The 11,613-nt window shown below is 61.2% G+C and carries 8 protein-coding genes and 1 pseudogene; 2 read left to right on the top strand and 7 right to left on the bottom strand.

Annotation, left to right across the window (positions count from 1 at the left end):
* Positions 1–86: 86 nt before the first annotated feature.
* The 7 genes from L0H65_RS06895 to L0H65_RS06865 all read right to left on the bottom strand — a co-directional run bounded on the left by L0H65_RS06895 (position 87) and on the right by L0H65_RS06865 (position 9,429).
* The gene (locus L0H65_RS06895; protein WP_301458099.1) at positions 87–1,367 is read right to left on the bottom strand and encodes an ABC transporter substrate-binding protein; all 1,281 of its coding nucleotides are present in this window, start codon (positions 1,365–1,367) and stop codon (positions 87–89) included.
* 93 nt (positions 1,368–1,460) lie between these two features.
* Positions 1,461–2,852 (bottom strand): hypothetical protein, encoded by a 1,392-nt coding sequence (locus L0H65_RS06890; protein ID WP_301458098.1) that lies wholly within the window; start codon positions 2,850–2,852, stop codon positions 1,461–1,463.
* Positions 2,852–3,433 (bottom strand): amino acid synthesis family protein, encoded by a 582-nt coding sequence (locus L0H65_RS06885; RefSeq protein ID WP_301458097.1) that lies wholly within the window; start codon positions 3,431–3,433, stop codon positions 2,852–2,854. Before L0H65_RS06885 ends, L0H65_RS06890 begins: the two co-directional genes overlap by 1 nt.
* Positions 3,426–4,259 carry a UPF0280 family protein gene (locus L0H65_RS06880; protein WP_301458096.1) on the bottom strand — a complete coding sequence of 278 codons (834 nt, stop codon included), beginning with the start codon at positions 4,257–4,259 and terminating at the stop codon, positions 3,426–3,428. Before L0H65_RS06880 ends, L0H65_RS06885 begins: the two co-directional genes overlap by 8 nt.
* A 76-nt stretch (positions 4,260–4,335) precedes the next feature.
* The gene (locus L0H65_RS06875) at positions 4,336–5,778 is read right to left on the bottom strand and encodes a 6-hydroxynicotinate reductase (RefSeq protein ID WP_301458095.1); all 1,443 of its coding nucleotides are present in this window, start codon (positions 5,776–5,778) and stop codon (positions 4,336–4,338) included.
* Between the two features lie 124 nt (positions 5,779–5,902).
* Positions 5,903–8,590 carry a molybdopterin cofactor-binding domain-containing protein gene (locus L0H65_RS06870; protein WP_301458094.1) on the bottom strand — a complete coding sequence of 896 codons (2,688 nt, stop codon included), beginning with the start codon at positions 8,588–8,590 and terminating at the stop codon, positions 5,903–5,905.
* Positions 8,587–9,429 carry a xanthine dehydrogenase family protein subunit M gene (locus tag L0H65_RS06865; protein ID WP_301458093.1) on the bottom strand — a complete coding sequence of 281 codons (843 nt, stop codon included), beginning with the start codon at positions 9,427–9,429 and terminating at the stop codon, positions 8,587–8,589. The genes L0H65_RS06870 and L0H65_RS06865 overlap by 4 nt, the downstream gene beginning before the upstream one ends.
* Before the next feature lie 304 nt (positions 9,430–9,733).
* Between L0H65_RS06865 and L0H65_RS06860 the strand changes: the two genes are divergently transcribed.
* Both L0H65_RS06860 and L0H65_RS06855 read left to right on the top strand, forming a co-directional pair.
* On the top strand, positions 9,734–10,762 hold the full coding sequence (locus tag L0H65_RS06860) for an ABC transporter substrate-binding protein (protein WP_301458092.1): 1,029 nt from the start codon (positions 9,734–9,736) through the stop codon (positions 10,760–10,762).
* Positions 10,729–11,613, top strand: a pseudogene (locus L0H65_RS06855) (iron ABC transporter permease); the annotation flags it as partial. The gene L0H65_RS06860 and the pseudogene L0H65_RS06855, both read left to right, overlap by 34 nt.

The raw sequence follows: 11,613 nt of genomic DNA, 5'->3' as shown, positions 1-11,613 counted from the left end.
TTTTTAGATTTTGTAAATAATAGAGGTCGGGCTGCCCGCTGGGGGGGGGGGGGCACCCGCCCCCTCCCCCTTTTTTCGCCGCAAATTCAGAACGGCATCTTGGTGTAATCCACCGCGTCCTCATACATACCGTCCTCGATGCTGGTGGTATGCACCCGCGCCAGTTTGCCACCATCCACCTTGGAAATGAACTGATGGCCAAAGACTTGATGCGTCTTGCCGTTGAACAGTTTGTCCCCTTGCGGATGGTCCTGGCCCGCCGGAATCACCGTCATCGCCTCCACCGCTTCGACAAACTTCTGCCGGTCGGCGGTGGATTGGTAGCCGGATGCCTCCATCCCCGCCTTGATGATGAACAGTGTTTCCCAGCAGGAAAACATATGGGCATAGGTGGAAACATCCTTAGCATCGGATACCGATGCGCCATTGTCATCGACCCCGACCGCCGCGCGGTAGAAGGTTTCGGCCTCGGTGGCGTCGGGCTGTTTCACTCGGCAATCGCCTTCCCAGAAATGCGTCCCTTCAAGAAACTCAAGACCGGGCGAGGCGGTGTCTACTGCTTCCAGACTGTCGATAAATCCGAAAATCTCCGGTCGGTTGCCAGAGCCATAAAACTCCCCCAGTTCTTTCACGAATGTCAGCACAGCCGGGCCGACCATGACATGATACAGCACTTCCGTCTCTTTCGGGATCTGCGGCAGATAGCGCGTGAAGGAGGTTTCGGTTGGCGGGATCGCGATCATCTTGATCACCTCACCCCCTGCGGCCTTGATGGCCGGCGCAAAATAGTCGCGGTGATCGTGGCCAAAGGCATAATCGGGGTAGATCATCGTCACCTTCTTCCCGAGGTTTTGCGAAATCCACGGCGCCATGGACGAAACCTGCGCCCGCACGTCGGTAATCCCCGGCTGCATTGTCCAGCGATTCAACATTCCAGAGGCAACATGGAACCCTTCGGAACAGACCAGATAGGGCACTTTCAACTCCCCCGCGCGGGGGGCGGAACCGATGACGACATGGCTGAACAGCGGCCCAAAGATCAGGTCACACCCCGCCTGGCTCGTCAGTTTCTCGACCACTTCCGCGCCGCGTTTCGGGTCGGTGCCATCGTCCTCGAAGACAATCTCCACCGGGCGACCATTGATGCCGCCTTGATCGTTCAGCACTTTCAGCGCGGCCTGCGTGGTGCGTTCGTACCAGCGGCCATAGGCGGCCCCGATCCCGGTGCGGTGCAACTGAAACCCCAGCTTGATCGGGGCGGATGATTGCGCCTGTGCGAAACCGGGCAGTGCCAGTGCCGAAACACCTGCGGCCATGCCTTTCAACAAGCTGCGGCGGGACGGGTTCAATCCGATCAGTTTGGTCATGGTGGGATCCTCTTTGTTGTTGGCCTTATCATTATGGCCTTGTTGTGCAGGATGGCGGGAATGGCTTCTCCTGTCGATATATTAGATGGTGCTTCAAAAACCTGTGGGTGATGACAGTAGCCACAGGCCGAAAACGGTATAGCCCACCATCAGGGCGGTCAGTGGCAAATGGGCAAGGAATGGCACACCCGGCGGTGACAGGCGAAGGGCCAGAATGACCGCCAGCACATGCGCGCCGAGGATCATGGCGAACTGCGCGTTCCAGAACAGGGTCATTGCGCTGCGGTCCGTCAGAAACCCCATGGAGACGTAGAACGGCGGCAAGCCGAGGAAAGCATCGCCGCGAAACAGCGGATCATTGAGCGCGTAAATCGTGTATTGCCCGGTCGTCAGCAGCGTCGTCAGGTAATGCGCCGCATGATAGCCCGCCGCAATCGCCAGAAATGACAGCATGACAGGCATCATGTTCTGGCGCGGTGCCGTCGCCATCATGCCGCCGCCCGTCAAGGCCATCTCCGCGTACGGCACAAGCGCCGCCCCCAAGCGCAGCACGGTCAGGATGCTGGCGGTGGTCAGCGCCCAAACCATAACGAGGCCAAAGGTGTTGATACCAACCACGGCAGAACGCCCGGCAAACTCCAACGGGTTTTCGCCGATCAAACCCAGATACCAGAACGTCCCGTGCAGCCCGTCAAAGCTCAATCCCGCCAGTGACAGCGTGACAAAAGCCACGGCGGAAGGCGTCAGATGCGGCATGCCCAAAACCTGCGTTCCCGGCCAGCCGCATTTCAGTGTCGCGCGGTTCCCATCCACCGCCAGCCAGAACGGCGCAATTTTCGCGAGATAGCCAAGATATACTGTCAGGAACTCACCCTGATGCAACCACGCCTCACCCTCCAACACGCCGGCAACAAAGATGATCGTCCAGTAGATCAGTACCGCCATGGCCAGAACGCGCGGATCAGCCGGTGAAAGCGAGATGATGGAGAACCAGAAGAACCCGAACAACCCCAGCACCGCGGGCCAATGGCCAAACCGTGCAAGCCCGACGCCGTCGCTTCGCCCCAACAACGCCCGCGTCAGCCGGATCGGCGCGGTCCACGGGTTGATCGCGCGCCACAGGTTGCCGAACACCATGCAGCCCATCGGCAAGGCGACCCATATCACGGTCCAGACCGTCAATGTCAGGGCGTTGTGCATCGGGTCCGTCGCACCGACAAAGCCGATCAGGATCAGCGCCAGCAGCGCCACCCATGCGACATAACTGGTGACAATTTCGGGCAGAAAAACCCGGCGCGTCAGCAGCGGCCTTGCCGCCATCCTCGGCAAAAGCTGCGGAGAGGTCGCCAGCAAACCGGTCACCGCGACAGTCGCCGCTGCGCCCGCCATGTAATACCCGATTGGCAACGTTATCACGATTGACGGCGGCAAGGCGCATGCCAGCGCCACCCCCGGAACCAGCGCAATGATCGCGGCCAATCGCATCAGCGCAACCCGTCCTCGCCTTTCACGTCCCAAACCTCCAGCCCGCCCATGCGGGAATGAACGCGTCCGCCGCGCGACATGGCAAGGATGAAGGCAATCTCATCCGCGCGTGGCGCATCGGGGACGGATACAGTGAAAGCGTCGAAATGGCTGCGGACATAGGCCGCGTTGATATGACCCAAAGGCACGTCGAGCGTCACCGCTATCGGTCCCACTTTCATCGCGGAGGGCACGATGGCGCGACTGGTGCCAAGCCGCTCGCGCATCGCATAGCCGCCGGGCACATGCCACAATGCACCATGCTCGATCTCGCCGCCTGCGCCGACGATGGCGCCCTTGCCATAGCCGTCGATACCGTCCCGCCCGCCCATCGCGGCGATCAGGCGGTCAGTCAGCATCAACCCCAGCGGTTTGAGTGTCTCCATCGCGGGTTGCAATTCCGCCTCATACCTGCCCGCAAACGGATTGCTGACCACCGCGACAATGGCCCCCCGACTGCGCGGCGTCTTCGCTATGGGGCCGCCTTCGTGATAGGTTTCGTCAAGCTGGATTGCGATTTTGCGCAGGGTGAAATCAGACAAGACAAGGTTCCTTTGCAAGTTGTAAACGCCCGAGCGTTCGGGATTGAGGATGCAGGAAAAGTGCCGCGCCGGCAATAAGGCCGCGCGCCAGGAAATCTCGCGCCACGGCTTCGCCACACGCCAACGCCTGCGCCACCTCGGCGGCGGTCAATGGCCCGACAGCGGTGGTGACAAGGATTTCGCCAAGATCGCTGTCGGCTTGCAGGGTTTGCGCGGCTTGGCGTTGAATGGCAGCGTGACCGGGCAGATCGACGGCATTCGCGATCATCGTCGCTGCGGCGTCTGCCATCGCTGCGGTCTGGGCCACCACCGTCACCGCATCCGCGATACCGCGTGAAAAGCTGCGTCCGCCCCAGCCTGATGACGCAATGCCGCGCGCCGGATCGTCGGTGTGCAGCACAACGCTGGCCCGCGCCGTGCCCACAATCGCGGCGGTCAACTCATGACCGGGTGCCAGATGCACGGCAATATCGCCACCATTATTGACATAGGCGCGCGAAAGGTCGGTGCCCTTGACCATTGCCGCCAGCACCGCATCCGCCACCGCCCCAGCTACCGCAGCCATTGGCGTAATGAAAGCAGGGCGAAATGCTGCCACCGCGCGCGCCATGTCGCAGGCAATCTGACCTTGCAGCGGTTGGTCGACGGGGCTGCGTAGCTTGGGCAGTTCAGCAACCAACTCCGTCAGGACCGACTGAAATCGCGCCTCTGCCTGCATCATGGCGCGGGCGGCCCCCATTCCCTCGGCCCAGATGATCAGATCAATCGGTCCATGGTTCAGATGCAACCTGTTGCCCGACAGCGTGCTGCTTTGCGGTCCTGTCATGGCGAAATCGCCAGCGGTTTGATTGCGCAAACCGTTGCAGCTTCATCTTGGTAAAAATACCTGAAATCCCTGCCCCTCATTCTTTTACCGGCCTTTGCGGCTGAAGCCGCACCGATGTCGGATATTCACCGCCCTCTGTCATCATTTCGCGCAGGCTGCGAATGGCTTTGGCATGGCCGCCAAGCGCCAGATAATCCGCGCGCGAAAGCGTGAATTCAAGCGGTGCCACCAGCGCAGGTGTCGGCACATATCCGAAGGCGCCCGCAGGCAAACTGGTCACATCAACCATGAAGGTGACGCCGCCACCCGGCCAGATATAACACTCCGCCCCGCCGCAGGTCAGCCGGGTTTGCCGCGCCTGCACCGAACGTGTCAACCGCACCGGGTTCTGTGTGACCCCGGCCCGCAAAGACCCGCCAGCACCGCCCATGAACATCACGGTACAAAGTGAGGGTTCGCAATTCTCGTCGATCAGTTTGACGGAAGGGATAAGCGCCTCGGGGACTGGCATCGGCTGCGGGATCAAATCGGCATCCAACTCGTAATACGCGAACTCCTCGCCCGTGGTTGACACCATCAGAAGCCGCAACCCCACCCGCGCGCCTTTCTTGGGATTCCACGGGCCGAGGATTTCCAGCGGATCGTTGACCGAGGTTCCGCCCCAGCCCAGGCCGGGGTCCGACACGCGGAAATAACGACCAGGCGTGGAGCGGCGGCCGAGGATCTTGATGCCGGTGTCCTCCCAGCCGAGCACCTTGCCGGCTTGGTGCTCGGATACGACACCGGTGATGTGATCATCGACCACCACCACCTCATCCACCAAGCCGCGCCATTGATCGGCGAACATGCCGATGGTTGCCGATCCGCACCCGACGCGCATCCGGTTTTCGGACCGCCCGTCAACGATGGGCGCGTGACCCGCCTGCACGATGACGGAGCTGCCCTGATCAATCGTCAACTCCACCGCCTCACCATTGCACAGCGACAGCAAGGCTGCACAGGTCACACGGCCTTCGGCTTTGTCGCCACCCGTCAAGTGGTGCACGCCGCCGAGCGACAGCATCTGACTGCCATATTCGGCAGTGGTGACATGGCCGATCGCCTCGCCCCCCGCGCGGACAGTGGCGGCTTCGGGGCCGAGGAAGCGGTCGGTATCGATCTTCACCTTGACGCCGCAATAGGAAAAGATCGCTTCTGTCACCACGGTAATCATATCCGCGCCGTCAACTTCGGAGGCGATGATGAACGGCGCGGGTTTGTAGTCGGGATAGGTGGTGCCGGAACCGATGCCCGTTACCAGCGTATCGGCGGGGAACGGGTTGCCGTCCCAATCGCGTTCGGAAAATGGCACCACGCGCCCGCCGCCCTCCAGTGTTTTCGACAACAGAACCACGGGATCAGTTCGGACAATGCGCCCCGCCTCATTGGCGTAACGGTCACAGGCCCCGGTTTGACCGGGGGCGATGTAGCACATCACCGGGCAGGCATCGCAGCGAATCTTGTCGGGTGCTTGGGTCATGGCGTACTGTCGTTGCGCGTGGCGAGATTTTTGTTCGAAAAATCTGGTCTTGAAATGCTGGGTTTCGCGCGGGTGCGTGAGGTTGGGGGTTCAGGTATTTTTACCAAGATGAAACCGGGGCGTGTCATGGCTTGGCCTTCTTCATCGCCGCAAGAATCCGGTGGGGGAGCGCCGGAAGGCGGGTGATTTCCGCGCCCGTGGCGTGGCGAATGGCGTTCAGGATCGCCGGGGCGGTGGGAATCAGAACATGCTCACCCAGTCCTTTGGCACCATAGGGGCCATGCGGGTCTGCGATCTCGATCAGGATGCTCTCGATTTCCGGCACATCGCCGGTGGTCGGGATCAGGTAGTCGTGCAGGTTTTCGGTGCGACCTGGAATGAACTCCTCCATCAAGGCCAATCCGATGCCTTGGGCAATGCCGCCTTCGATCTGGCCGGTGGCGAGCAGTGGGTTGATGGTGCGGCCAAGGTCATGCGCGGCGGTGATCTTGTAGAGTTTGACAGTGCCGAGTTGCGGATCAACCTCAAGTTCCACCATCTGCGCGCCATAACCATAAACCGCGTAGGGGGTGCCTTGGCCATTGGCGTCGAGTGCTGTGGTTGGCGGGTCGTAGGTTTCTTCGGCCATCAATGCGTAGCCTTGGGCATTGGTTGGCATCTCGGCAAGATCAAGTGTGGCTCTCCGATTGCCTTCGGTTGCGGTCAGGCAGGTGTTGTCGAGTATCAGGGTCGCACCATCGCCCATGTTCAGGCGGCGCAGAATATCGGCGCGCAGGGTACAACCTGCGGCATGGGCGGCGCGCCCGGTGACATAGGTTTGTCGACTGGCCGAGGTTTTGCCGCCATCCGGTGTCAGGAACGTATCCGGCCCGACCAGTTGAATCTGCGCCAATGGCAGGCCCAGCGCATCGGCGGTGATTTGCGCAATGACGGTGTTGGAGCCTTGACCGATATCCGTTGCCCCCTGGTGCAGAGTCAGTACCGCTTGCGGCGTGATCCCGAGCCGGATGGTCGAGGGGTTCGGCATTCCGGTGTTGCCGCAACCGTACCAGCACGAAGCAATCCCGACACCCCGGTTTGGCAAGGTCTGCGCCTGTGCGAGTGCGCGCTGCCAATGCGGACGCAGGGCGATCAGGCAATCGGCGATCCCGGCGGCGTTTACCGCCTGCCCGGTGACGGTGGTTTGCCCATCGCGCAAGGCGTTTTTCAGCCGGAACTCCAACCGGTCAATGCCGACGGCCTCGGCCAGCCTGTCATAGACCGTATCTTGCCAGATTGCCGCTTGCGGCACGCCAAAGCCACGAAAGGCACCGGCGGTCGTATTGTTGGTATGCACTGCGCGGGCGGTCGCGCGATAACTCGGTGTGAAGTAGGGACCACAAGCGTGGACCGGCACCCGGTTGGCAACCGTTGGCCCCCAGCTTGCATAGGCACCGGTGTCGAAGGTTCCATCAAACTCCATCCCCGTGATCAGCCCATCGGCGTCGCAGCCAATTCGCCCCGTCATGCGTGCCGGGTGGCGTTTGGTGGTGGAAGACATGCTTTCGGCGCGGGAATAGGTCATCCGGCTGGGCCGTCCGGTTTTCAGCGTGACAAGTCCGATCAGCGGTTGCAGCGATACGTCGAGCTTGGAGCCGAAGCCGCCGCCGACCGCCGACGGTATGATGCGCAACCGATCATGGGGCAGCCCCAGAATTGCGGCGGTGTCATCGCGGTCCATGATCGGCGCTTGTGTGCAGGCGCGGATCACCAGCACATCGCCATCCATCCAAGCCGCACCGGCTTCGGGTTCAATATACGCATGTTCGACAAAGCTGGTTTCGATATCGGCGCTGGCTGTATGGGTGGAATCAGCAAGCGCCGTTGCGGGGTCGCCGCGCTGCACATGGCCTTTGATCAGCAGATTGTCGGGCCGGTTGAGATGCAGACGGGGGGCGTTGGGTTTGGTGGCCTCCGTTGGAGAAGTCAGCGCATGAAGCTTCTCCCAGATTACAGGGAAATCGGTAAGGTCGGGCGGTGTGCTGCCGTCTTCATAGGCGACAAGTGCCACCGCCTCACCGCGCTGGCGGGTTTGGTTCTCGGCAAGTGCGGGTTGATCGGCGTAGGGGACAATCACGCCAAAAAGGTTGCGGCCCGGAATGTCTGTGGCTGTGAATACCTGCGCGTCATGTGCCTTTGCCCAAGCCGCAAGATCGCCGAACCGGAACCGTGCTGCCGCATGTGGCGAGCGGATTGCCTTGACCACCAGCCCATCTGGCTTCCAGAGATCAGCGCCGAACACGTCACCTGCGAGTTTGGCCGCGCCATCCAGGCGCGGGGTGGCGCTGCCAACGGCGTGACCGATGCCGGGCATCGGAATGGCGGGGGATGGGGTGGTATCGCAAACCGCAGCGATGATCTTGGTATAACCGGTGCAACGGCAAAGCACACCACCGAGGGCCTCTTTCGCCTCTGGCGCAGTCGGCGTCGGATTTTCGGCCAGCAAGGCTGCGGCGGCCATCAGCATTCCGGGGGTGCAGATACCGCATTGCGCCGCACCGTGGCGGTGAAAAGCATCGCGCAGACGGGTCAATGTTTCGGATTGCGCCTCTACCGTTTGCACGGAGCGGCCTTCCACGCGCGCCGCAGGCGTCAGGCAGGCGCAGACGGCTGCACCGTCCAGCAACACCGTGCAAGCGCCGCAATCGCCCGCATCGCAGCCGACCTTGGTGCCGCAATACCCGGCCTTCTCGCGCAACAATTCCGACAGCCGCAGACTCGGTTCAGCGTCCAGCAAGACAGCCTTGCCGTTCAGGGTAAGGGAAACCTTCATACCCGATCCCTCCCGGTCTGAGAAATCGCGCGGCGGAGGAGTTCGACTGCCGCCTCCGCCCGGTAATCGGCAGAGGCGCGGATATCGTCAAGCGGCGAAAGGTATGGCGCAACGATTTCGGCGGTCACGAGTTCGGCGGCGCCAAAGAGGGCCGCACCGATCAGCGCCGATTCTGCCAGCGGCAATCGCTGTGCCGTGGCTGAACACGCGCCGATGGCCAGCGCCGCGCTTGTGATCCTTCCATGCTCGGTGGTCAGGCGCACCGCGACCATCGCGATAGAAATCACCAGATACGCCCGCGCGCCCAGTTTCAGGAACCGGGAATGGCCGGTCAGCGCGGACCCTGGCAACAGGATCGCCGTCATCACCTCATCACGCGCAAGTGCGGTCTGGCGCGGGCCCAGCAAGAAGTCGGCGAGCGGCAGTTTTCGAATACGACCAGCGCGCGCCAATTCGACCTGCGCGTCAAGAACCAGAAGCGGCGGCACCCCATCGGCAGCGGGTGAGGCGTTGCACAGGTTGCCGCCAATGGTTCCGGCATTCTGGATCTGTTTGCCCCCCACCTCGGCCGCGGCTTGTTGCAAAGCGCACAGAGCCGGCGGAAGTTTTGCGCGGGCGATCATGGACCACGGGGTACAAGCGCCAATGCGGATACCGTCGGGCATATTGTGAATCCCGCAAAGTTCGGAAAGCGATGTCAGGTCGATGATGTCTTCGGCCAGATCGGCGCGTTGTGTCGCGGGATAGATATCGGTGCCCCCTGCAAGCAACCGATACGACCCGGCGCGCAGTTGGGACAGCGCGTCGTTCAGGGTCGAGGGGCGCAGATAGATTGGCATCTCATTCCTGGGGTCGTTCGCAGGCAATCACTTTGCGGCGGGTGTGGCCATCCTGTCAACGCTGTTGGCTGAGGCTGGCCATGCTGGCGAAATGAAACGGATGCATGCAGGAGGGTCTGCGCTGGAACAGCTGGTACCGCGCAGCGACTGCGAATGCGCACTTGGCTGGCTTGGGGCGGACCGTCTGGCGCAGCGGACCTGACTTCGTTCGCAGTGTCCATTCTCAAAACGGTTGCAATGACGGCGCGCGCTATGCAAGCTGCTATCACAAGCACATAAAGTGCGATTTTTCCGGGAGGGAATCATGCGAAATTATACACTCACTGCCTCGGTGCTGGCTTTGGCGACCGGGCTTTCGGCAGGTGCGGCCCTCGCCGCTGGCAAGTTGAACCTCTATTGTTCGGCGCAGGAAGATTGGTGCCAGTTGATGGCGCGCAGCTTTGAAGAAGCCTCGGGCATTGACGTGGATATGACCCGCAAATCCTCGGGCGAGACATTCGCGCAGGTGAAGGCGGAAGGCGTCAACCCCAAAGGCGATGTCTGGTGGGGCGGCACTGGCGACCCGCATTTGCAAGCGGCAGAGGAAGACCTGACGGAGCCTTATGTCTCTCCGATGCGGGACCAGTTGTTCCCTTGGGCGATCGCACAGGCCAAAGCTGCGGGCGACAAGACGATCGGGATTTATTCCGGCGCGCTGGGCTTTGGCTATAACTCCAAGCTGTTGGCCGACAAGGGTTTGACGGCACCCGCCTGCTGGGAAGACCTGACAAAGCCGGAATTCAAGGGCCAGGTGCAGATGGCGAACCCCAATTCCTCGGGCACCGCCTATACCGCCTTGGCGACGATGGTGCAGTTGCTGGGGGAGGATAAAGGCTTTGACTACATGAAGCGTCTGCATGCCAACATCAACCAGTATACAAAATCAGGTTCCGCCCCGATCAAGGCGGCGGCCAAGGGGGAAACCATGGTCGGCATTGTTTTCATGCACGATTCCGTGGCGCAGACCGTTGCCGGTTTTCCGATTGTAACCGTCGCCCCCTGCGAAGGCACGGGGTATGAGATCGGGTCGATGTCGATCATCAAGGGCGCGCGGAACATGGATGAGGCCAAGAAGTTCTATGACTGGGCATTGACCGCCGACGCGCAATCGCTTGCGCTTCAGGTCAACGCGTTTCAGGTCATGTCGAACAAAGCGGCGAAATCATCGGACATGGCGCCGAAACTCGATTCGATCAAGCTGATTGACTATGATTTCAAGAAATACGGCTCGTCGGATGAACGTAAGCGCCTGTTGTCGAAATGGGATACCGAAGTTTCCACGTTGCCGCAGTAAACCCGTTGCGGACAGTCACGACGGAACGCGCATCCCATCCGGTTTTGACCTTTTGGGTCATTGTCGGATGGGCCGGCTATCTCCTCCTCCCCTGGTATGGGGTGGAGGATTTTTACACGTTTGAATGGCTTTTCGACGGCTGGCCAACCCATTCGGATTATGCGCCTGCCATGATGCTGATCGCAGCGGGCAAGAAGCTGTGGCTGGCACCGATGCTGCTGGCGCTGATCGCGCCCCTGTTCGTGATGCGAAAACCCAAGACGGACCCGCTTTACGGCAAGGTGCTGATCGTTGCGGGCGGTTTCGGCTTTGCCTGGCTGGTCGCCCAGGGTCTGGGGATCGGGCTTCGCGGTTACAGTTACGATTGGATGACCACGCTGTTTGGCGTGTTGGACGACCGCCAGTTTGGGATGGGCTATGGCGCGCTTTTGGTCGCGACGGCGTTTCTGTTCCTGTTTACCCAAGGCATTGCGGCGCGCGGCGCGGTGAATGGCGATGTGTTCGTGACCGCCGCGATTGGCGGTGTGATCGCGGTTGTCGCTATCTTTGTCTTTTTCCCGATTGTCAAAATGCTCGGCGCGGCCTTTGTCACCGATGATGGTGGCTATTCGATTGTGCAGTTCTTCGGAAAATTCGTCGACCGCCGCATCTGGGGTCTTGGCTGCCTTTCGGGCGGAAGGTGCGGGTCGGCGTGGAATTCACTGCTTCTGGCGGTGCTCGTGGGCGTCATCACAACCGCTCTCGGCCTTGTCTTCGCGCTTGTCCTCACGCGCTCCGGCTTCAAATACAAGCAATCCCTGCGGGCGCTGACGGTGCTGCCGATCATCACCAGAAACGCAATCGGCGTGAAG

It is taken from the genome of Pseudorhodobacter sp. (assembly GCF_030452865.1).
Classification (GTDB): domain Bacteria; phylum Pseudomonadota; class Alphaproteobacteria; order Rhodobacterales; family Rhodobacteraceae; genus Pseudorhodobacter.
The sequence above is the reverse complement of the archived record's forward strand: the minus strand, read 5'-3'. Positions and strand labels throughout refer to the sequence as shown.

Excerpts from the sequence above, each read along its gene's own strand:
- L0H65_RS06865 (WP_301458093.1), bottom strand. The coding sequence starts at position 9,429 with ATGCCAATCTATCTGCGCCCCTCGACCCTGAACGACGCGCTGTCCCAA.
- L0H65_RS06870 (WP_301458094.1), bottom strand. The coding sequence starts at position 8,590 with ATGAAGGTTTCCCTTACCCTGAACGGCAAGGCTGTCTTGCTGGACGCT.
- L0H65_RS06895 (WP_301458099.1), bottom strand. The coding sequence starts at position 1,367 with ATGACCAAACTGATCGGATTGAACCCGTCCCGCCGCAGCTTGTTGAAA.
- L0H65_RS06875 (WP_301458095.1), bottom strand. The coding sequence starts at position 5,778 with ATGACCCAAGCACCCGACAAGATTCGCTGCGATGCCTGCCCGGTGATG.
- L0H65_RS06890 (WP_301458098.1), bottom strand. The coding sequence starts at position 2,852 with ATGCGATTGGCCGCGATCATTGCGCTGGTTCCGGGGGTGGCGCTGGCA.
- L0H65_RS06880 (WP_301458096.1), bottom strand. The coding sequence starts at position 4,259 with ATGACAGGACCGCAAAGCAGCACGCTGTCGGGCAACAGGTTGCATCTG.
- L0H65_RS06860 (WP_301458092.1), top strand. The coding sequence starts at position 9,734 with ATGCGAAATTATACACTCACTGCCTCGGTGCTGGCTTTGGCGACCGGG.